A 20,784-nucleotide genomic window follows, 5' to 3' on the forward strand; every position below is an offset into this window, starting at 1 on the left:
GCTTAAACTGGATCAAAAAATAAAGTTTGATATGTGAGAATTGCTTTGAAAATATTAAAAAGTAGATTTCATATCTACCATCTTTTTTCAAATACATATTCCATACTTTTATATCTCTTGATAACCTCGATTAATGCGATCGCGGCCCAGTGGAATTTATCTTTTTTTACGATTGGCATCTTGAATTTCGTGGGAGCCTTGTTTTATGTCATCGCGAGTCTTTTTTTCGGGAGAATTGGAGATCGTATAGGTCAAAAAAAAGTTTTGATCTTTTCTGTTTTTTTATTCCTGATTTTTAGCATATATGGTTTTTTCTTATCGAATATTCTTGATCTTTTCATTTTCACTATGGGTTTTAATTTTTTCTTTGGGACATTCTTCCCCCAGATAGAAGGATTACTTTCAAAAAGGGAAAAAGAATTAGGCATAGATCCGGTAAATACCATAAATCGTTTTACGATATCATGGAGTCTTGGAAATATAATAGGAGTGGCAATGGGTCCATTCTTGATAATTAAATTTCCATACGTTGTTTTTGGATATGGAATTGTTTTGAATTTGTCATCTTATCTGATCTTGAAAAAAGATTTTGCCCGCCACGGTGAATCGATATCATTCGAACCCTCGCCAGAACTCAAGAAATCTTCCAATACCATTGATTTTCCTAAAATAAGTCTTTACAGAACGGTGTACAGATCAACTTACTTTCTTTTGGGATTAATTTACTCGGCAATTATTCCACTTTTTCCTAAACTTATAAACATGAATGGTTTACCAATAGGAATAACGGGTTTCATAATTGTTGGCACAAATATAGGAGTTGTTTTGACATTTATTCTTCTTGAAAGGTTGAAAAGTTGGGTTGGGAATCCAAAAACAGCGGCAATATTCCTGATCGTATTTCCTTTGATGACACTTTTCATATTCATGCGACCAACACCAGTTATCTTTTTTGTTATATCATTTCTTGCAGGCATGAGTTATGCAATTCCTTACACTTATGCGATATTTTACGGTCTCAATTCTCAGAAAGCGGATCATGGTAAGCAAGGAGGATTTCATGAAGCAATTACGGGACTCACAACGGGGATCGGACCACTTCTTGGAGGATTAGCCCTTCAAATTTCAAATGGTTTAATGGGCCTTGGCTTTATGGCAATATTTATATTGGTAACCATATCTGCGATCCAATTGTGGTTCATAAAAAAAACAAAACATGTCATTCAAAATTGATTTTGTCCTTTTATACAGGATCAGTTCAAAACTCTTTAGCGGAGGGTAGGATGCCTCGAGGGCCTTTGCAGCGATGATATTGAATCATTTTTTCAATAGGTGTATACTTTTAAGTTAACGAAATTAAAAAGAAGGGGAAGCACTTGTTACGAGACATTTTGATGATAGCAACTGCCATGCTTTTGGGGTGGTCTTTAGGATACAACAACATGGCAACAATTTTTGGCCCTCTTGTGATTTCAGATATAGTCAAATATAGGACTGCCACAATAATGGGTGCCATTTTTATATTTATCGGAGCATTTGTGGGAGGAAATTCTGGAATTTCTACCATGAATTCCATAACACATGTTACCTTTGACGTTGCGGTTAGTTCAGCACTTGGTACGGCAATAGTGGTTTTGATAATGACTCACTACTCTTTGCCGACATCTATAACGCAGGGGATAGTAGGTGCTCTCGTCGGCGTAGGTCTTATAGAAGGGGGCATAAACTGGTGGATCGTGGATAAAGTTGCCGTTTCTTGGCTGATAACACCTTTTGGTGCACTTGCGATAGCCTACGGTTCTTATTTCGTTGTATCTCTTTTTTACAATCGATTAAGATCTATAAGGTTAAGGGGTACAATGGTCAGACTCATGTCTTTCGGATTTAGCATATACGCTTCTTATTCACTTGGTGCCAACAATCTCGCAAATATAACAGGTCCATTTGTTGGCGATGGCCTTTTTGGGAGAAATGAAGCTTTGATCATAGGAGGGCTTGCAATGGCGATGGGTTTTCTTACGGCAAGTAAAAAAGTTATATACACCGTTGGACGGGATATAACAACTATGGAGCCTTTTGATTCATCAATTTCCATTTTTGGAGAGGGCACATCTCTTTTGATCTTTTCGTTTCTTGGGATTCCTATATCAAGTGCGCAGGCATCGGTTGGATCAACGGCAGGAGTTGGATTTGTCAAAGGAATAAAAACGGTCAGTTTAAAGACAATCCTCAAAATTGTCACAGGATGGCTAATTACTCCTTTCATAACAGGGGCAATTGCTGTTATAATATACATGATAATGAAGATTTGGGGGTAAAAGATGTCTTTGGTATTTGGTAAAAAAGAAAACGAGGTTATAAAACTTTTCAACGATCATCTTCAAATGGTTGGTAATGTTGTGGATGAAACTTTCAAGATAATAAAATTATCCTGCGATGAAGATTGTTCGGATCTCGTTAAAAATGTCAGGCAAAAGGAAAGCGAAGCAGATTCTATAAGAAGAAACGCTGAAACCACGATGTATTCTGGAGCTTTTCTTGCTCAATCGAGAGGCGATATGTTAGGCCTCATAGAAGCCGTCGATAAAGTTGCAAACAAGGCTGAAACCGTTGCAGATGTCATTTATCTTCAGAGTTTAAAAATACCTGATTCTTTAAGAGACAAATACGTAAAAGAATATGAATGTTCTGTGGAAGCTTTTAAAGCTTTAGCCGTTGCCGTTCAAAATCTTTTCGAAGATATAGATAAAGCAAAAAATGCCGTCCTCGAAGTCGAAAGATGGGAAAATACAGGCGACGGAATTGAAAGGGCTCTTATAAAGGAAGTTTTCAGTTTGAACATTGAACTTGCAAGAAGAATCCAATTAAGAGAACTTGCACTTCAAATAGGGGATATAGCAGACAGAGCGGAAGATGCTTCTGATAGGATAGAAATAGTGATATTAAAAATGAGCGCATGATGGAAAAAACTACTTACCAAGGGCAAAAGGTTTGATTGAAAACTTACTTGCTTGAGGTTAAGAGATGATTTAAGAATCCAAAAAAGGAGAGTGAAAGATTTGAGAAAAGTAACTGTGTTTTTTATTTTTGCTGTTTTTGCATCGTTAGCGATATTTGCCGCAGGTGCAACGCCCACAACCCTTTCAACTGCAACTATCATGGGTACATCTTCAACAACAACAGTTGTCGCCCTTGTGAATGGACAACCAATATACTCGAACATACTTGATATGGCTGCCAATGTTTCTCCGACCTTGAGCCAACTTAAAAACATAAATCCCCAGATGTACAGTTACATGACGACTACCAAAGATGGTTTTGATTTTCTTTCCGCTTATGATAAGAGTGTGCTGAGCAATCTTGTTGATTCCGTTCTTATGGAGCAAATAGCCCAGAAAAATTACAACATAGTTGTGACGGATGCTCAAGCAATGACTCAGGTTAAGGCTCAAGTTGCCCAGATGCTTGCTTCTTATGGCCTTACCGAGGATCAATTTTCGCAATATTTACAATCGCAGGGTTATGGGGATATAAATCAGTTCGAACAAAATTCTCTTTTCACGATGAAGTTTTCTATGACTCTTGATCAACTTAAGAAAGTTGTCACATCGTCGGCAACGGTTACTACTGCCGAGGCACAGCAATATTACAACGCCAATATAGCGAATTTTCAAAATCCTCCAGAGATAGACGTTGAGCATATATCTTTGAGCAGTCAATCTACCGCTGCAAGTGTCCTTGCACTTATAAAATCGGGGAAAATAACGTTTGAATCCGCTGCCGCTCAATATTCCCTTGATACCAACACAAAGAATAACAACGGTGATCTTGGATGGATACCACAATCTGCAAATATGCCATCTTTCGAAGTTCAACTCTTCGCTGCGAATATAGGAGATGTCATAGGACCGACTCAGGTGCAAAATAGTTGGGAACTTTTTAAAGTTGTTGGCAAAAAGGGACCTTCAGTTCAAAGTTTTGCCGATGCTCAGTCAACGATAGTCCAGCAATTAATGACTCAAAAACAGTCGCAGATATGGTCCAATTGGTTGCAAAATGTTTTCCAGCCTTTCAAAAATAGCAGTACCATAAAGATCATGTTATGAGGTTTGAAGATGGAATTGGTTAAAAAAGAAGAAGTACTTGAGGCCCTCAAAGGGGTCATAGATCCGGAAATAGGTCTTGATGTTGTCTCTTTGGGTCTCGTTTACGGAGTTGAAGTTTCAAACGAAGGTGATGTTCAGGTTAAAATGACGATGACTTTTATGGGATGCCCCTTGACCGCCATGATAACCGAAGATGCCAAATATGCAATTCAATCTTTAAAAGGAGTCAAGTCCGTAAATGTAGAAATCGTTTGGGATCCTCCGTGGACTCCTGATATGATAGACCCTGAAGTGAGGGCGAAACTTGGAATTTGATCTTAGAAATGTTTTGAGTTTTGCAACTAATTATTTAGAAGGTAAATCTTTATCTCCGCGCCTCGACGCGGAGATATTGCTATCTTTTGTGCTTTTAAAGGATAAAGTTTGGATTTATTCGAATTTCGATTTTAAATTGGATGATAAAACGATTAAAAGGTTTCAGGAAGTTTTGGATAAAAGATCTCAAGGAATGCCAATCTCCTATATAACGGGGAAAAAAGAGTTCATGGGCCTTGAATTTAAAATAACGGATAAAGTGCTTGTCCCAAGACCGGAAACAGAGGAACTGGTCGAGAAATTGATATGTGATTCGAATAAACATGGATGGAAAAAATTCCTTGATTTTGGCAGTGGAAGCGGTGTTATAGCGATCTCAATTGCCAAATTTTTACCTAATGCCCAGGTGTGGGTTATCGATGCAAGTAAAGATGCCTTGGATCTTACGATGGAAAACGCAAAAAGATTGGACGTTGAAGAAAGAATACATCTTTTGGAAAAAACAAAAGTTGAAGAATTCGAAATTGTCGTTTCTAATCCGCCATATCTTACCAAAAAAGAATGGGAAGATTCAAATGATTTGCATTTTGAACCTTATGAAGCGCTTGTAGGTGGAGAAGATGGAAATGATCTTTACAGAGAGATCATCGCTGCTTATAACCCTCAACGATTTTATTTTGAAATAGCACACCCTTTTAGAAAATCACTTAAAGAGATTTTTGATAATTTCGGTATGAGTTATCAAATAGAGAAAGATTTATCAGGAAGAGATCGTATCGCTGTTCTGAGGCGAAGTTTGTGAAAATGTTGGCAATATTATTCTGAATTCTGAACCTTTTCCAAGTTCGCTTGATACTTCTATCCTGCCTTTGTGGGCTTCAACTATCATTTTGACTATTGAAAGGCCTAAGCCTGTGCCTCCTACTTTTCTCGATCTGGCCTTGTCAACTCTATAAAATCTTTCAAACAAACGTGAAAGGGCATCGGTTGGTATACCGATGCCCGTATCTTTAACCCTTATTTGGCATTCATTTCCGTTTATTGATTCACAACTTACTTCAACGGATTTAATGCCACTTTCTTTTTGAGATGTGTATTTTATCGCGTTATCCGTCAGGTTAAGTACTGCCTGAACGAGTCTATCAAAATCTCCGTAAATGTATATTTCTTTATCACAAGATGTCTTAAGTTCGACTTCTACTGAATCAGCCATGGGTTTAACTATTTTCGAAACGTAATCGACGATTTTGGAAAGATCTATACTTTGAAATTCAAATTTAGTCTTTCCTTCTTCTAATTTTTGGAGATCAAGCAGATCATTTATAAGTCTGCTCATTCTTGCTGATTCGTTTTCTATAATTCCAAGAAAATGCTTTACCGTTTCTATATCCTTAAAATCATCGTCCAAAAGAGTTTCAGCATAACCATGAATAGATGTCAACGGTGTTTTCAACTCATGCGAAACGTTAGACACGAATTCACGTCTGAAGTTATCAAGTTCTCTTTCACTTGTGATGTCTTTTATAACAACTATGAGAACATGCTCGTTTTCCTTTAAAATCACAGGTATGGCATCACATTTTAAAAAACGTCTCTGCGGGTAAACGATGGATATTTCCGTTGAATCGTTGGTAAAACCTTTAAGGTTTTTATCTATGAAATTCAACATATCGTAATTTTCAAGCACTTCAACGAGTTTCTTACCCTCGAGGGTGCAGTTCTCTACGCCTAAAAAATCACACACCGCAGAGTTGTTGATCGTAACTTTACTATCTCCATCGACTATCAATATACCATCACTGACATTTTGAAGGATTATTCTCATGTTTTCACGACTTTTTGTCGCTTCGGAATACCGTGTTTCGAGATTTATTTTCATTTCCTTCAAAACATCTATCATCTTTATGATAGGTATATTTTCATTCGAATCGGAAATTATACGAGATATACCATTCAATATTCTCAAATTTCTTCTGTGCGAAAAATAAAAAAACAGAAAAAGAGAAAAAAAGAGAATAGAAAGAATTACAAAAAAAATAAGAAAAAATTCCAAAGTTTAATCCTCGCTACCCGGATCTTTGAATTTATAACCTTTTCCTCTTACCGTTAAGATGTACTTTGGATTGGATGCGTCCTCTTCTATTTTGGTTCTCAATCTTCTTATGTGAACGTCGACTGTTCTGGTATCACCGTAATAATCGTATCCCCAAAGGGTGTCAAGAAGTACATCTCTGCTGAACACTTTACCGGAATTTTCAGCCAGAAATCTCAGCAAATCAAATTCAAGTGGTGTTAAACCAACTGATTTGCCTCTAACCTTCACCTCATATTTCTCAAGATCTATGTCAAGATCTTTTGCGGCTATCTTCTTTGGCTTTTCTTCTACTTTCGTAAGAGCCTGATCTGTTCTTCTAAAAATGGCTTTTATTCTTGCCAGCAATTCTCTTACGCTGAATGGTTTCGTTATGTAGTCATCTGCACCAAGTTCAAGGCCCAGCACTCTATCGAACTCTTCTCCTTTGGCGGTAAGGAATATGACAGGTTTATCCCTGTTTTTATCTCCGCCTCTCAGAGTTCTTACAAGTTCGAACCCATCCATACCCGGTAGCATAACATCGATGATGAAGAGATCTATTTCCTCTTCTTTTATGATGTCAAGGGCTTTTTCGGCATCGTACGCTTTAAGTACATCATAACCTTCTTTTTTTAGGTTATAACTTACAAGTTCAACTATTGAAGGTTCATCATCGACTATCAATATACGTTTTTTCAACATCAATTATCCCTCCTTTAAAATTTTTAACTCATCGAATATCGAATTTCTCCAAGAAATATCAATATACCTCCACGTTAAATTGCCTTCCCAAATTTTTTCAATGCTTTGCAAAAAACTCATCTTACGATCGCTTTTTGAAAGCATTTCCGAAAGTTCTTTATTTGCCGTCGATATAACCCATTGTATTCTTGACAATCTGACGCTTTCAAATTTGCTTTTGATCCCATATTTACCCAAAGATGATTTAAGATATCTTTCTCTTTCTTTTAAATCCTTTAAGGAAAACATCTTAAAACTCTCAAAATCGGTGAACGGCTTGGGTATCAACGGATTCAAACTCACGTAAGGAATGATGCCATACTCCTTCACCATCCTTGCCATGTCGATTATCCCATCCAGATCTTCCTGCTTCTCGTCCGGTAAACCATAGATGAAATACAACTTAACGCGCTTTAGACCGGCCTCTTTTACATTTTTCACGGCCACCGCTATATCTTTGGCGGATAATTCTTTATTTAGAGTATCTCTCATGCGCTGCGTTCCTCCTTCGGGTGCCAGAGTTATTTCTCTGTCCCCCAAAGAAACAAGTATCTTTAGAAGTTCGACGGTTACAGCATCTACCCTTAGCGATGAAACGCTGAGATATTTAACCTTTTCTTTTAACCAAATGAGCAAATCCATCAATTTTGGATAATCAGAAACACTCGCACCGATAAGCCCTACCTTGTCAGTATATTTTAGCGCATAAGATATCCTTTTTTCAACTTCATCAACCGGCATAAAGCGAACAATGTTGTATATCTTTGAAGCAACACAAAACGCGCAGTGATGTATGCATCCCCTTTCTATTTCTATCAAATATGTCTTACCGAATGCTCCTTGATCTGAAAGCATAATCGAACTTGCGAACGAATTTGAAAGGTCTCTTACCTTTGAAAGTTTAACGTGTTTTTCACCGATCGACGGGACAGAGACATCTTCAAATTCATTCATCTTGTTGAGTATCTCTGTCCAACTGAATTTTTCTTCAAAAAAATGCTTTAGAGACTCAAGAGCACTGACACTTCCTTCTATTTCACCGTGAAAGATCAAATCGGCAACGTACCAAAAAGAATTAGGGTTAAAAAAAGTCAATGCTCCTCCGAACACAACAAAAGGATTTCCTTTTCTTTCACGGTTTAGAACTTCAACTTTCAAATTTGAAAAGATATCAAAAATATTCAGGACATCAAGTTCAAACGAAATAGAAAAAGCCCATATCTTAAAATTACGTAAATTTTTGTTTCCTTCCATCGATCTGATTTCCCCATTTGAATAGAAAAACCTTTCACACGAAAAACCACATTTCTCAAGTGCCATAAAGGCAGCGTTAAATCCAAGATTCGCTACCGCACTGGCATAATCATTGGGGAAAATTAAAGCTATCGGAACTCCGCCCTTTGTTTTGGGGATTAAGAACTCTTCAGTTATTCTCTCTTGCAACGTCTTTTGCTTTCACGCCCGATGATTCGTTTCCATTATGATCGAGACTGAGTTCGCCCTTTAAAAGTTTATCGAGTTCTTCTCCTTCTATCGTTTCTTTTTCAAGCAATATCGTGGCTATATCATCGATCTTGTCTCTGTACTTTTTCAAAATATCCATTGCCTTTTTGTAACTTTCCTCGATAATCCTTTTAACCTCGTAATCTATCTTTGACGCCGTTTCTTCACTGTAGTTCGGAAGCCTTGCAATTTGTTTGCCGAGAAAAACTTCTCCTTCGTCTTCTCCCCATGAAACAGGGCCTATTGTGTCACTCATGCCGTACTTGCAAACCATGTCTTTTGCGAGTTTTGTGGCTACTTCGAGATCGTTTGAAGCCCCTGTGGTTATTTGGTGAAAAACGAGTTCTTCCGCCGCCCTTCCGCCGAGCATTCCAGAAAGTCTATCGAGCATTTCGTCCTTGGACATCAAATACCTGTCACGGGTAGGAAGTTGAAGTGTAAAGCCAAGTGCATGCATTCCTCTGGGTACTATCGAAATTTTATGAACAGGATCTGCATTTGGAAGCACTGCTCCTACAACGGCATGGCCTATTTCATGGTAAGCCACGATTCGTCTTTCTTCTTCGCTTACGACCCTTGATTTTCTTTCTGGCCCTGCTATGACTCTATCTATGCCCTCTTCAAGTTCATCCATCGTTATTTGCTTTTTCTTTCTTTGTGCCGCAAGCAAAGCCGCTTCATTTATCAAATTTTCCAGATCCGCCCCGACAAAGCCGGGAGTTCTTCTTGCAAGTATTTGAACATCAACATTGGGATCTACGGGTTTACCGCGCATATGAACTTTCAATATATCTTCTCGTGCTTTTATGTCTGGTGGGTCAAGAAGAATTTTTTTGTCGAATCTGCCAGGTCTAAGTAAAGCGCTGTCAAGTATATCAGGCCTGTTAGTTGCCGCCATGACGATAACGGCAGTTTGATTGTCAAATCCATCCATTTCAACAAGCAATTGGTTAAGGGTCTGTTCCCTTTCATCATGTCCTCCTCCGAGTCCGGCACCTCTTTGTCTTCCAACCGCATCAATTTCATCTATGAAAATTATGGATGGAGAGTTTTGTTTTGCCTGGGTAAACAACTCCCTTACCCTCGATGCTCCGACTCCGACAAAAAGTTCAACGAAATCAGATCCGCTCATATGAAAGAAGGGCACATTAGCCTCTCCTGCAACAGCCCTTGCAAGCAAAGTTTTCCCTGTTCCGGGAGGCCCAACGAGTAAAACTCCTTTTGGCATTCTTGCACCAAGTACGTTAAAAGATCCTGGATCTTTAAGGAAATCCACGACAGACATTAGTTCTTCTTTTGCCTCGTCAACACCTGCGACATCTTTAAACGTTACCCTTTTGTCTGTCGGTTTGTAAACTTTAGCAGGACTTTTTGTGAAACTAAATGCCTGCGAATTGGCGCTGCCCATACGCCTCATCATCCACCACCAGAACAACATCAAAATCACGAGTGGAAGCACGAAATAAAATATCGCGTTTATCCATACGCTCGAATCAGATGCCTGTTTTGCCACAACACTTATTCCCTTTGTAGACATGGTTTCAACAAGAGAATTACTCGTCAAGAGCCATGGCGCATAAAGATCGTACAGTGTGCCATTCTTCATTGTGACGGTAGTATTTCCGCTTGAATCAACTACAACAGAAGAAATAGGCGTTGGATCCTGATTCACCATTGATAAGAAATTGGTGAAACTTATCTGTGTTACGGGATTGGTTGGAGGCCACATAACACGTATGAGCAGGAAAAACATGACTATGATCAAAAAGTAGATCAAAATGGTTCTCCAGTTAGGTCCGGTTTGCTTACTGTAATTTTGCTGTGGCATCAGAAAACGCCTCCTTCCCTAATTAAACTTAGGATACGTCTGGTTTTGCCCGTTATTTTCAAATCATCCGGAAAAGTTATTCCAACAACCCATAATATCTTTCCATCGATTTGAGAAACAACGGGAAAAGTTTTTCTTAATTCATAAGAAACATGATGATTTTTCAAGATATCTCTCACCCTTACTTCCTTTTTCATTCCAAAAGGCACAATTTTCTCCACATCACTTAAAGGTCTTACAACTAAAGGAAATTGTACCTTTTCCGCTTCAAGAGTAACACTGTTTTTGCCATCTCCAAAATTTGTACCTACTGCTTTCAACTCCGAATATATCTTAACAGATAATTCCCTTATTTTGACTTCTCCCGGCACCGAAAGTTCTAAAGATTCTTTCCATTCAAAAGAATTTTCTTTTTTAGTTCCAAAACAAACTGCTTTTCCGTTTTTAGAAAAATATATTCCCTTCCCAAGATTCAACTCACCATTTCCCTTTTTTAGAACCATGTTAACACATGAATTTATTTTACGATTTGATATGTAAAGATCCATTTTTTTGAAAACCATTTTGAAAAGTTCTGACAGAATCAAATCATCCGCTTTTTGGATGTCTTTAAGATCAAAACAGATATTGCCTGCTTTTTCGGTTGAACTTTTAAAATACAATTCCACTTCTTTATCGACATGTTCCTGATATTTTTTCAAAATTTGAGATGTGTTCAAGACAGATTCTTCTATGTTCTGACAAAATTCCGATTTTATCTTTGGAATCAAAACATGCCTTATCCTATTCCTAAGATAATTTGTGTCAAAATTCGTCTTATCCTCGAAAAACTCGAGTCTATTGATCTTAACATATTTTCGTATATTTTGCTCATCAAAAATCAAAAAAGGCTTTATATACTTACCGTTGACAGGACTCATCCCTACAAGACCACCTATTCCGCTGCCTCTAAAGAGTCTTAAAAAGAAGTTCTCGGTTAAATCTGAAAGATGATGGGCAGTTGCGATCTTGTTGGCATTGTGTTTTGAAGCCAATTCCTCGAAGAATTCATATCTTACGACCCTTGCACCTTCTTCGAGAGAAAGGCCTTTATGATTTTTAATGTACTCTGGCACATTTCTTGATTCAACGAAACAATTCATTCCACATTCCTCGGCCATTTTTTTAACACCTTCTCCTTCAAAAACGGCCTCAGGTCTTATCATGTGGTTAAGATGGGCGACAAAAAATTCTGATCCCAGATGTGCTTTTATTTTCGAGAGAGCATACATCATCGCAACAGAATCAGCACCGCCAGAGACCGCTAACATCACGCGATCTCCTTTTTCAATCATAGACGTTTTTTTTATGAATTTTAGAAGTTCATATTCAAAATCGTTTAATTTCAATTCTGGACCTTTGATTTGACAAAATTTGTAACAAAATCGGAGGCAAATGTTTCTCTTATCTGTGCATATCGGTTCTTTAAATCGTTAACTTCGGAAATGGACTTTTGAATTATCTCTTTTGATTCGGATTGTGCCTCTGTTTCGGCTTTGTCGATCATTTCTTTTGCCACTTTATTCGCTTCTGATATTTTATTTTTAACCATCATTTCGCCTTCTTGTGTGACTTTCGAAATAATCTCTTTCGATTGATTTTTTGCCGTCTCTATGATCTCCCGTGCACTTTTTTCAGATGAAATCAATTGTTTAACAATTTCTTCAACTTCCAAGGTCATAAACCTCCTCGTTTGTAATTATAATTAACGCTGTCAAATTATTATAACATTTAATATTCTATTTGTGACATACCCAAACGCGGGAATCAACGATATTCTGCATTATTTGAAATTTTTGAAAGAGGCCATTCAGCCCTGTGCTCACAGTAAATAAGCGTTCGGCTTTTAAAGTGAATTCAGTATAGCAGGTTATAGAATTCAACACAACGCCCTTACCGATCCGGCCAAGAGAGGCGTAAGATATCACACAGATATGAATCTTGATGAAGTTAGACTTGCTTTTTGGATGTCCGTAAAACTCAAAGTTCGCTTAAAAATACAGGTGCTTTCATTTTAAAGCCTCCCTTTTTACCGCCTTTTTTCCCTTCTAAAAACAACAATTTTGAGTCGACTCCTCTTTTGCCGTAAATTGGGACGATCGCTTTGATTATCATCTGCTTTGCCGTAAGAGTTTCAACGTCAATTAACATGTTTTTGGGTGAGGTTATGGCGAAAAATTTATGCCCATACTTTAAAATATTCCTTGCAGATGAGACGAATTCATCAAAGATGTCTACATTCCTTTCAAGAAATCTTTCGTTGTTCTGACTTTTCTTACCATCATTATGAAAAGGTGGATTGAAAACAACGCAATCTGCCCATTCGTGGCCAAGCAAGTTCGATGAGTCTTGAATGTCTCCTTGTATTATTTTTACTCTCTCCGAAAGGTTGTTTAAATTCACAACTTCTCTTGCAACCTGACAATATTTTTCGTTTATCTCTATTCCTACAAAATTTTCAACGTGCGGGTTTAGTTTTGCCATTAAAACAAGCACGACTCCATTCCCGCTGCCTAATTCGACAACTTTTGTTGTTTTGGAATCCATCTGAGATAAAATTCCAAGCACAATAGAAGCATGCGTGTGTTTAACTGCCATTTGTTCAGGAGTTTTAAATGATGGTACGATTAAATCTTTGACATTTCCCATTGCGTTATAAAAGGTCTCATTTCAAACTCACAGGCCGCTTCATAAAGCGGATCGTCTTCTGGCACGTTCATTAAAATGATATTTGAGACCTTTGTTACTTCTTGAATTGATGATAAAAGATCTTTGAAAAAATCGTTGAAGTTTTCCCTGTCTTTTGGAGATGCATCTATTATGTAAGCCCCATTTTCATTCACTCCCCAAACGACGTAACCTATTCTTTCACCATCTTTGATTACAAAATCATGATTGTACCTATCGTCTGACAGTTTCAAAGTTAAGGCTTCTCTTTGCCAGTTAGGATGACGCCATTCTTTCTCATTTTGAAGTGCTTCATCGTATATTTCATCTATTGTCGCCGAAACAAATTTGTATATCGGAGCACTCATTATTTGATCAGTATAGAAGGACTTGAGATTTCTTCTCATCACGAATCCGTACTTTTGGTAAAATTTCACTGCGCGATCACCGTATGCCACCTCAAGAAAAACTTCTTTTATACCTTTCCATTTAAGTTGATCTAATGAATAAAGGAGCAATGAGCCACCAATCCCCTTTTCTCTGAAATATTTCTTGACTCCGAAAGCATCTATTCTGCCTCTCGGTGGTCTCAGCGCATTTATGGAAAAGCCAACTATTTGATCATCGACAAACATGATGAAAGAGTCATCAAGTGAGATGGAATTTTCTTTCATGTCAAGTTTAAAAGAAAAAACATCCCATTTTATAGGTATTGTGTAATCTGAAAATACTTCATTTACAAGATCTATCGTTTTGCTTAAAGATATTTCCGACAATTTTTTAAATTCGACACTCATTTTGTACCCCCATTATTTTGCTTTTCCGCTTTATCTTTAAAATTTTCATTGTTTTTCGAAATCGGATCCCATATCTCAAAGTATCCGGATGAATTTTGAACAGAATTTTTTAACCAGAATATCTTTTTGCCCAGATCAACTCTCCAAACACCAATCCCATTAACCTCCATGATTTTCCTCCCAAAAGTTCAAATTATTTGAACTTCTGCCACCTTCCAACAACAACTCCAATTAGGGATTTGGCGATCTCCATCGAACTCATTATAACGGGTCTATATTTTGGATTATCGGGTTTTAATATAACCATATCGTCTTGAAAATAAAGTCGGAATATATAAGGCTTTCCTTCGATCAGCCAGATCACGAGATTACCTTCAACGGCTGGACCTTTTCTAACAAGTGCAATGTCACCTTTGGAAAGTACCGGTTCACAAGAATCATCTGATACTACTATACCATAATTGCATCCAGCCCATGTGGGTAATTTCAGGTAATCAACAGGATTTTCAAAAGATGCCATTTCAAATATTGGGATTGTTTCAAGCGGGTATTCTGTTGCCGTGTTTTCACTTTCGATCGAAGCGCCAAGCATATAATCAACACTGACCCCGAAAATCTTTGCGATCTTTTTTAGAATTTCAAAGTCCGGAGCATTTCTTCCGCTTTCGTAAGCAGAGATCGTTTTATCACTCAGGCCAAGTAAAGTCCCGAGATCCTTCTGACTCATTTCCCTTTGATTTCTTAATTCCTTGAGTCGTGAAGAAAAGGCAGAGTTCATCTTATCACCTCATGATATTCTACAATAAATAGATATATAAAGTCAATATATCTTGCTTTTGTAGATTAAACATGTTATACTATGATACATAGATATAACAAAGTATACTTATAACAGATATGGAGGCATTTTCAAATGAAAGAAATTGAATCTTTCATAGTCGAAATAATTGAAAATTATCCTTGTACAGAAATGACATTGACAGAAAAAATATCGGCTATTTATCCCATCTCCATATTTTCCTTTAATAATGGTAATTTTGCTTCAACAGAAGTTAGAATTCTCCTTTCAGATTTACTTGACAATGGGAGAATTTTAATTTCAGATGATAATCAGATTGTCATAAAAGTTAATCAAAGATTTTAGGAATAATTAAGAGATTTTCTTTGTAAATTTGTCTTAATCATCTTTAAACACCAGAATTTGATTATAAACACCATTTTTTGTCAATAATTACCTTTGACAAATGATTTTATGTGAGTTATTATTTGGTTAAACGTTTTCCTAATATTTTTAATGACGGAGGAAATCATGGAGAAGATAAAAGTTGGAATAATAACATTTTCAGATGGCCGACCAAAGGTTAACGCCGATCTTCTTGAGATAAACAAACGCTTTCAAAGCGAACTTTCGAAAGCGCTCCAGTCGACGAATGAAATCGAAGTTGTCGAGGCAAAAGAGATCGTCTCAAAACCCTCGATAGCCAAATCTGAAGGTTTAAGAATGAAAAACGCAGGAGTCCATCTGACGATCTTCAACTACGCTGTCTGGGCCTTCCCGCATTTTTCCGTCATATCGTCCAAGTTTGCGCCCGGGCCATTTTTGCTTTTTGGAAATGTTAACCCTCAATATCCCGGCATGGTTGGCATGCTTGCCGCGGCCGGTGCTTTGGATCAAACCGGAGTCATTCACAAAAGGGTGTGGGGCGGCATAAAAGATCCAAAGGTCTTAAAGCAGATGCTTTCTTTCATTCGTGCCGCTTACGCGTTTAATTCATTAAGAGGTCAAAGGTACGGCATAATTGGCGGAAGACCTATGGGCATGTACACGGCCGTTCCGAATGTCGATCTGTGGAATTCTATATTTGGAATAGACATCGATCACATCGATCAATATGATGTCGTAAGGTTATCGGCCGAGGTACCCGAATCGAGAGCGGAAGCAGGCCTTAAGTGGCTTGAGTCTCACGTGAAAAAGGTCCATTACGATGGAAAACAGTTAACGCCAGAGAAGTTGAAGTTACAGATCAAAAGTTATCATGCAATCCAAAAGATAATAAAAGACAACGAATTAGATTTTGCAGGGATAAAAGCCCAGCCCGAATTGACGGATAACTTTGCCACGATGGACGTTGCGGAAGCCTTCATGAATGATCCTTACGACTGGGAAGGCACACATGAACCATTTGTCTTTGCAACGGAGGCAGATTCGGACGGCGCATTGACCATGCAAATCTTTAAATCGCTTGCAAAAACGCCAGTTTTGTTTGCTGATGTTCGCCATTACGAAGAAAAAGACAACTTCTTCGATCTTTGCAATTCGGGCGAACACGCAACGTATTTTGCGTCAAAATCATTTAATCCCGAAGAGAATCTCAAGAAAGTAGAACTCTATCCCGAAGGCTTTTATTTTCCGGCAGGGGGTGCTTCCGTAAGGCATATAGCAGCGCCGGGCCATGTTACGCTGGCACGATTGACGAGAAAGAACGGAAAGTACTGGATGGCGATCTTGCCTGCGGAATTTTTGGACTTCGGAGAAAAAAAGAACGAAGAAAAGGCTAAGGCAACCCAGATAGAATGGCCGCATGCCTTTGCGAGATTAGAAGTCAGCGCGGATGAATTTCTCTCGACGTATGATTCAAATCACACCCATGGCGTTTACGGCGATTGGATAGATGAACTTGTGGACTTTTGCAAGATAGCGGGAATTGAATACAAGGTATACAAAAAATAATGAAAGAAGGGATTTTAATGCTTGACGGTGTGATAGCCGCACCATTGACGATATTCAAAGATAATGGAGAAATTGATTACAAAGAAACCGAAAGGTACTTCGGATTTCTTGTCGAAAAGGGCATAAATGGACTATTCGCATGTGGTACGACATCGGAAGGACTTTCGTTGAATATCAAAGAGCATGAAGAAATTTTTAAACTTGCGAGATCTGTTGCATCAAATAAGGCAAAGGTTATTGCCAATTGTAGCAGTGTGAGAATTGAAGAATCAAAAGAATTGGTTCGTATCGCAAAAAAAGCGAATGTCGATGCCGTTGCAACTTTGCCACCTCTTTATTATAGGGTTTCTGAAAAAGAAATGATCGAGTATATTTCGAAGATCACTGAAGAGGTAAAGAATTTGCCTACATACGTTTATAACATACCGTCATTGGCCTGCAATAAAGTAACAGTCAAAGTCGTTTCGACCTTACTTGAAAAATACGAGAACTTTTTTGGTATGAAAGATAGCAGCGGAGATTTCGGTGAAATTACAAGATTTGTCGATCTAAGAAAAGATTTTCCAAGATTTGAGATTGCTGTTGGATTTGACAGGGCATTCTTTCCAATGCTTATGATGGGAGTCAATGGGACAGTCAGCGGACCGGCAGCGGTTTTTCCAGAACCCTTTGTTAGAGTATACTCACTTTTTAAAAAAGGAAATCTTGAGGAATCTCGTAAAGCCCAAGAAAAGTTGATAAAGATATCCGCTGCGGTTGGTGAAGGATATGATATGTCGGCACTAAAAAAAGCCTTACAATTCAGAGGTTTTGGCAATGGCAGGATGAGATTACCGTTGATGGAATATGAAGGGAAAGATTTAAGAGATAAAGTTAAATTTGCCGAAAAAGAAATTTGAATTTGGCAAATTTAAAAAATGAAAGGAGGAAGTTTATGAAGTTGAAATTAGGGGTTTTAACGTTGTTAAGTCTTTTGATGATTGGAATGGTGGTCATGGCCGCCCAGCCAATTCAACTGACTTTTTGGGGTGGATGGACAGGCCCTGATGGCGATGTGATGCGCGGACTTGTCGATGAATACAACTCAACACATCCGGACGTCCATATAACCTTCACGACGATGCAATGGACACCTTTGTTCACGAAATTCATGACTTCGGCTGCCGTTGGCAATCCACCAGACATTTTGGGAATGCATGGTCCGGATATTCCTCAGTTTGCGGCTTTGAATTTGTTAACGCCTCTTGGAAATGTCATATCAAATGCTGGATTTACGGCAACTCAATTCGCAACTACCGCATGGAATGGAACATTTTACAATGGAGTTCAGTACGCATTTCCACTTGATCTTCATATGAATGCCATATATTATAACAAAGCACTCTTTGAAAAGGCCGGCATTACCCCTCCGACAGGATGGATATCCGGTCAACAATTTTTAGATATAGCCATAAAATTGACACTCGATAAAAATGGCAAAAATCCTGATGATCCAGGTTTTGATCCAAATAACATCGTCCAATACGGTTTTGGATTGTATTCACTTAACTGGCACGCTTTTCTGCAATGGTATGAATTGCTTGCCCAGCAAGGATATGGATTCCTCAATCAACAAAATACAAAAGTTGATTATCCAAGCGATGCGGGTCTGAAAGCATGGCAATGGTTACAGGATTTAGTTTTCAAATACCATGTTTCGCCGGTAGGTGCCACAAATCCTTTGAACGATTTCCTTATTGGTAAGACAGCAATGCTTGAAGATGGGCCATGGGAAATACCTGCGTGTCAGGCCCAAAAAGGTCTCGAATGGGACACATTCCCGGTTCCTCAGGTCTTTGGACAGAAAGCGGTGTGGGGAAGCGGACATGTTTTAACCATTCCTGTTCAAAGTGATAAAACAAAAATGCAGGCCGCAGAAGATTTTGTCATATGGTTGATCAAAAATTCATCCAAATGGGCCCTGTCTGGGAATATTCCGGCTTTCAACACCGCAAGAGAATATGCATATTCGTTGCCAGGAAGAACAGGTTTTCTTGAAGGTGCTCCTTACGAAGTCATGCTTCCGAGAATACCGAATGAAGCAGAGGTATTTTCCGCAGCATCTGTAAGTCCGATAGTTGTTGCCGGTCAGGACATAATGGTAAGAGATCAGAGCATATTGCCTGTTATGGAATGGATGAATAACCAAGTCAATCAAATACTTTCAAGGGGACAATAATTTATTTCTGGGCCACTTATGTGGCCCAGAATTTGGAGGGTGTAAATGAAAAAAAATCTTAGAATCTTGATAATTCCATATCTCTTTTTAATCCCCTATCTTTTTGCTTTTGTCGCTTTCAGATTTGGCCCTTCAATTGCTGGATTTTTTGTCAGTCTTACAAGATGGAATATCGTAGGTACCCCAAAATTTATAGGATTCTCAAACTATCTTGAACTTTTCGGCGATCCGTCTTTTATAACAAGCCTTATCAACACTCTTTATTTCATGGCTTTAACGGTGCCAGCGCTTATAATACTTGGATTGCTTATAGCCTTGCTTGTAGATCAGAATCTTAAAGGCAAAACTGTAACAAGGACATTCGTTTTTATGCCTTACGTCATAATGTCAACGGTTGTTGGTGTTATATGGATGTGGATCTTTGACACACATTTTGGAATTTTGAATTATTATCTAAGTTTTTTTGGAATAAAACCAATTGCATGGCTGTCGAGTGTGAACTGGGCAATGCCTGCAGTTGCCATTACCACAATTTGGTGGACAGTTGGTTTCAACATGATCCTTTTTCTTGCCGGACTTCAGGACATACCGGAAGAATTGAAAGAGGCCGCAAGAATAGACGGTGCTTCAAACTGGCAAATTTTTTGGAATGTAATCTTCCCTCTGCTTCGACCGACTACAGTTGTAGTTCTGATGCTAACACTTATAAACAGTTTTGAAGTTTTTGATCAAGTCTACGTTATGACAGGAGGTGGACCTTCAATGGCCACACTTACCGTCATCCAATACATGTATTTTCAAGCGTTTCAGTATTTCAGATTGGGATATGGCTCTGCCGTTGCGTATGTTGTTTTTGCATTCTTGATAGTTCTCGTTCTTGTTGAAAGACAATTGCTTAAAAAGGTTGGAGAATCATGAAAAGAAAAAACAAATATCTTTCAAAAACTATTTTGTACTTACTCTTGATCGTATTCACAGTTCTTGCATTTGCACCGATACTTTGGATGACAGTCAGTGCATTTAAACCGGAAGGAGAGATTGCAAGTTACCCTCCGACATGGGTTCCGCAACATCCAACGTTGTCCAATTTCTCTTACGTCTTAGGAACTTTTAATTTTTTGCGATGGACTCTAAACAGTTTTTTAGCTGCCATTATAGCCACGATCATAGTCATATTGATAGATTCTATGGCCGCTTTTTCATTCGCAAGATTTCATTTTAAAGGTAACGCTTTGCTTTACGCGACGGTTTTGTCTATGCTTATGGTACCGATACAGGTTACGATCATACCGCTTTATCTTATGTTTGCCCATGTCCATCTTTTGAACACGATAACATCTTTGATACTTCCAACAACTGGAAACGTCACAGGCGTTTTCATTCTTAGAAATTTTTTCAGAAGTGTTCCTCAAGATCTTATAGATGCCGCAAGAATAGATGGTGCGGGGTACTTTAGAATCTGGTGGACGATAATGCTTCCACTCGCACGACCTTCTATAAGTGCGGTTGCGATCATAACATTCATAAGCAACTGGACGAATTTCCTGTGGCCACTCGTTTCAGTCAATTCAGACGCATCAAGAACTTTGCCCGTTGGAATAGCGGAATTTTTCGGTGGTCAAAGTGGAGTCAGCGGATCGGCTCCGCAATACGGACCTGCTATGGCCGCAGCCTTAATGGCAACTATACCGGCTATCGTTATTTTTCTTTTGCTCCAGAGATATTTTGTCAAAGGTATAACAATGACAGGTATAAAGGGATGAAA

At 38.4% G+C, this 20,784-nt stretch carries 23 protein-coding genes; 13 read left to right on the forward strand and 10 right to left on the reverse strand.

The genetic code is table 11. The annotated features are described in order from the left end of the window. Positions 1-45 precede the first annotated feature (45 nt). The 6 genes from ACP5NR_RS06200 to prmC all read left to right on the forward strand — a co-directional run bounded on the left by ACP5NR_RS06200 (position 46) and on the right by prmC (position 5,223). A complete protein-coding gene (locus tag ACP5NR_RS06200) occupies positions 46-1,233 on the forward strand; it encodes an MFS transporter (protein WP_428006125.1) in 1,188 nt (395 codons plus the stop codon). A 143-nt stretch (positions 1,234-1,376) separates the two neighbouring features. Then, the gene (locus ACP5NR_RS06205; RefSeq protein WP_428005392.1) at positions 1,377-2,318 is read left to right on the forward strand and encodes an anion permease; all 942 of its coding nucleotides are present in this window, start codon (positions 1,377-1,379) and stop codon (positions 2,316-2,318) included. A gap of 3 nt (positions 2,319-2,321) precedes the next feature. Continuing rightward, a complete protein-coding gene (locus ACP5NR_RS06210; protein WP_428005393.1) occupies positions 2,322-2,960 on the forward strand; it encodes a TIGR00153 family protein in 639 nt (212 codons plus the stop codon). A 99-nt stretch (positions 2,961-3,059) separates the two neighbouring features. Beyond that, positions 3,060-4,106, forward strand: coding sequence for a peptidylprolyl isomerase (locus tag ACP5NR_RS06215; RefSeq protein ID WP_428005394.1), 1,047 nt, complete (start codon positions 3,060-3,062; stop codon positions 4,104-4,106). 9 nt (positions 4,107-4,115) lie between these two features. Next, entirely contained in the window at positions 4,116-4,421 is a 306-nt protein-coding gene (locus ACP5NR_RS06220; RefSeq protein ID WP_428005395.1) for a metal-sulfur cluster assembly factor, read from the forward strand. Continuing rightward, the gene (prmC, locus tag ACP5NR_RS06225; RefSeq protein ID WP_428005396.1) at positions 4,411-5,223 is read left to right on the forward strand and encodes a peptide chain release factor N(5)-glutamine methyltransferase; all 813 of its coding nucleotides are present in this window, start codon (positions 4,411-4,413) and stop codon (positions 5,221-5,223) included. The genes ACP5NR_RS06220 and prmC overlap by 11 nt, the downstream gene beginning before the upstream one ends. On the opposite strand, the gene ACP5NR_RS06230 is transcribed toward prmC, so the two are convergent. From ACP5NR_RS06230 to ACP5NR_RS06255, 6 genes are read right to left on the reverse strand one after another with little or no spacing between them, the layout of a single operon-like run. Further along, complete coding sequence (locus tag ACP5NR_RS06230; RefSeq protein ID WP_428006126.1) at positions 5,182-6,474, reverse strand: ATP-binding protein; 1,293 nt, start codon at positions 6,472-6,474, stop codon at positions 5,182-5,184. The two genes, prmC and ACP5NR_RS06230, sit on opposite strands and share 42 nt — an antisense overlap. 3 nt (positions 6,475-6,477) lie before the next feature. After that, complete coding sequence (locus tag ACP5NR_RS06235; RefSeq protein ID WP_428005398.1) at positions 6,478-7,197, reverse strand: response regulator; 720 nt, start codon at positions 7,195-7,197, stop codon at positions 6,478-6,480. A 3-nt stretch (positions 7,198-7,200) separates the two neighbouring features. Continuing rightward, positions 7,201-8,679, reverse strand: a complete 1,479-nt coding sequence (locus ACP5NR_RS06240; RefSeq protein ID WP_428005399.1) for a B12-binding domain-containing radical SAM protein — start codon at positions 8,677-8,679, stop codon at positions 7,201-7,203. Beyond that, a complete protein-coding gene (ftsH, locus tag ACP5NR_RS06245; protein WP_428005400.1) occupies positions 8,660-10,567 on the reverse strand; it encodes an ATP-dependent zinc metalloprotease FtsH in 1,908 nt (635 codons plus the stop codon). The genes ACP5NR_RS06240 and ftsH overlap by 20 nt, the downstream gene beginning before the upstream one ends. Further along, entirely contained in the window at positions 10,567-11,955 is a 1,389-nt protein-coding gene (gene tilS, locus ACP5NR_RS06250) for a tRNA lysidine(34) synthetase TilS (RefSeq protein WP_428006127.1), read from the reverse strand. Before tilS ends, ftsH begins: the two co-directional genes overlap by 1 nt. Continuing rightward, positions 11,952-12,281 carry a hypothetical protein gene (locus ACP5NR_RS06255; RefSeq protein WP_428005402.1) on the reverse strand — a complete coding sequence of 110 codons (330 nt, stop codon included), beginning with the start codon at positions 12,279-12,281 and terminating at the stop codon, positions 11,952-11,954. The genes tilS and ACP5NR_RS06255 overlap by 4 nt, the downstream gene beginning before the upstream one ends. A gap of 202 nt (positions 12,282-12,483) precedes the next feature. Between ACP5NR_RS06255 and ACP5NR_RS06260 the strand changes: the two genes are divergently transcribed. Further along, positions 12,484-12,624 carry a Glu/Leu/Phe/Val dehydrogenase dimerization domain-containing protein gene (locus ACP5NR_RS06260; protein ID WP_428006143.1) on the forward strand — a complete coding sequence of 47 codons (141 nt, stop codon included), beginning with the start codon at positions 12,484-12,486 and terminating at the stop codon, positions 12,622-12,624. Here the strand turns inward: ACP5NR_RS06260 and ACP5NR_RS06265 are convergent. Genes ACP5NR_RS06265 through ACP5NR_RS06280 form a run of 4 tightly spaced genes read right to left on the reverse strand, consistent with a single transcriptional unit; the run spans position 12,587 to position 14,848 of the window. Next, positions 12,587-13,255 (reverse strand): methyltransferase, encoded by a 669-nt coding sequence (locus ACP5NR_RS06265; protein ID WP_428005403.1) that lies wholly within the window; start codon positions 13,253-13,255, stop codon positions 12,587-12,589. The two genes, ACP5NR_RS06260 and ACP5NR_RS06265, sit on opposite strands and share 38 nt — an antisense overlap. Continuing rightward, positions 13,234-14,070: a GNAT family N-acetyltransferase gene (locus ACP5NR_RS06270; protein ID WP_428006128.1), complete on the reverse strand. Its 837-nt coding sequence runs from the start codon at positions 14,068-14,070 to the stop codon at positions 13,234-13,236. Before ACP5NR_RS06270 ends, ACP5NR_RS06265 begins: the two co-directional genes overlap by 22 nt. Then, positions 14,067-14,240, reverse strand: coding sequence for a hypothetical protein (locus ACP5NR_RS06275; protein WP_428005405.1), 174 nt, complete (start codon positions 14,238-14,240; stop codon positions 14,067-14,069). The genes ACP5NR_RS06270 and ACP5NR_RS06275 overlap by 4 nt, the downstream gene beginning before the upstream one ends. Before the next feature lie 23 nt (positions 14,241-14,263). After that, a complete protein-coding gene (locus ACP5NR_RS06280) occupies positions 14,264-14,848 on the reverse strand; it encodes a helix-turn-helix domain-containing protein (protein ID WP_428005406.1) in 585 nt (194 codons plus the stop codon). Positions 14,849-14,983: 135 nt separating this feature from the next. Here ACP5NR_RS06280 and ACP5NR_RS06285 point away from each other — a divergent pair, with 135 nt between their 5' ends. From ACP5NR_RS06285 to ACP5NR_RS06310, 6 genes are all read left to right on the forward strand, one after another. Continuing rightward, positions 14,984-15,214: a hypothetical protein gene (locus ACP5NR_RS06285; RefSeq protein ID WP_428006129.1), complete on the forward strand. Its 231-nt coding sequence runs from the start codon at positions 14,984-14,986 to the stop codon at positions 15,212-15,214. Positions 15,215-15,376: 162 nt separating this feature from the next. Next, positions 15,377-16,801 carry an L-fucose/L-arabinose isomerase family protein gene (locus tag ACP5NR_RS06290; protein WP_428006144.1) on the forward strand — a complete coding sequence of 475 codons (1,425 nt, stop codon included), beginning with the start codon at positions 15,377-15,379 and terminating at the stop codon, positions 16,799-16,801. Between the two features lie 17 nt (positions 16,802-16,818). Continuing rightward, complete coding sequence (locus tag ACP5NR_RS06295) at positions 16,819-17,700, forward strand: dihydrodipicolinate synthase family protein (RefSeq protein ID WP_428006130.1); 882 nt, start codon at positions 16,819-16,821, stop codon at positions 17,698-17,700. A gap of 35 nt (positions 17,701-17,735) precedes the next feature. Next, positions 17,736-19,019 (forward strand): ABC transporter substrate-binding protein, encoded by a 1,284-nt coding sequence (locus tag ACP5NR_RS06300; RefSeq protein ID WP_428005649.1) that lies wholly within the window; start codon positions 17,736-17,738, stop codon positions 19,017-19,019. Positions 19,020-19,064: 45 nt separating this feature from the next. Beyond that, positions 19,065-19,937 (forward strand): carbohydrate ABC transporter permease, encoded by an 873-nt coding sequence (locus ACP5NR_RS06305; RefSeq protein WP_428006131.1) that lies wholly within the window; start codon positions 19,065-19,067, stop codon positions 19,935-19,937. Then, entirely contained in the window at positions 19,934-20,782 is an 849-nt protein-coding gene (locus tag ACP5NR_RS06310) for a carbohydrate ABC transporter permease (RefSeq protein WP_428006132.1), read from the forward strand. The genes ACP5NR_RS06305 and ACP5NR_RS06310 overlap by 4 nt, the downstream gene beginning before the upstream one ends. The last annotated feature ends 2 nt before the right edge of the window (positions 20,783-20,784 follow it).

It is taken from the genome of Athalassotoga sp., from assembly GCF_049965695.1.
In the GTDB taxonomy this organism is placed as follows: domain Bacteria; phylum Thermotogota; class Thermotogae; order Mesoaciditogales; family Mesoaciditogaceae; genus Athalassotoga.

Bases quoted from the DNA above. Each gene is read 5' to 3' on its own strand.
- ACP5NR_RS06210 (WP_428005393.1), top strand. From the start codon at position 2,322: ATGTCTTTGGTATTTGGTAAAAAAGAAAACGAGGTTATAAAACTTTTC.
- ACP5NR_RS06220 (WP_428005395.1), top strand. From the start codon at position 4,116: ATGGAATTGGTTAAAAAAGAAGAAGTACTTGAGGCCCTCAAAGGGGTC.
- ACP5NR_RS06235 (WP_428005398.1), bottom strand. From the start codon at position 7,197: ATGTTGAAAAAACGTATATTGATAGTCGATGATGAACCTTCAATAGTT.
- ftsH (WP_428005400.1), bottom strand. From the start codon at position 10,567: ATGCCACAGCAAAATTACAGTAAGCAAACCGGACCTAACTGGAGAACC.
- ACP5NR_RS06265 (WP_428005403.1), bottom strand. From the start codon at position 13,255: ATGGGAAATGTCAAAGATTTAATCGTACCATCATTTAAAACTCCTGAA.
- ACP5NR_RS06270 (WP_428006128.1), bottom strand. From the start codon at position 14,070: ATGAGTGTCGAATTTAAAAAATTGTCGGAAATATCTTTAAGCAAAACG.
- ACP5NR_RS06275 (WP_428005405.1), bottom strand. From the start codon at position 14,240: ATGGAGGTTAATGGGATTGGTGTTTGGAGAGTTGATCTGGGCAAAAAG.
- ACP5NR_RS06280 (WP_428005406.1), bottom strand. From the start codon at position 14,848: ATGAACTCTGCCTTTTCTTCACGACTCAAGGAATTAAGAAATCAAAGG.
- ACP5NR_RS06285 (WP_428006129.1), top strand. From the start codon at position 14,984: ATGAAAGAAATTGAATCTTTCATAGTCGAAATAATTGAAAATTATCCT.
- ACP5NR_RS06295 (WP_428006130.1), top strand. From the start codon at position 16,819: ATGCTTGACGGTGTGATAGCCGCACCATTGACGATATTCAAAGATAAT.
- ACP5NR_RS06300 (WP_428005649.1), top strand. From the start codon at position 17,736: ATGAAGTTGAAATTAGGGGTTTTAACGTTGTTAAGTCTTTTGATGATT.
- ACP5NR_RS06305 (WP_428006131.1), top strand. From the start codon at position 19,065: ATGAAAAAAAATCTTAGAATCTTGATAATTCCATATCTCTTTTTAATC.
- ACP5NR_RS06310 (WP_428006132.1), top strand. From the start codon at position 19,934: ATGAAAAGAAAAAACAAATATCTTTCAAAAACTATTTTGTACTTACTC.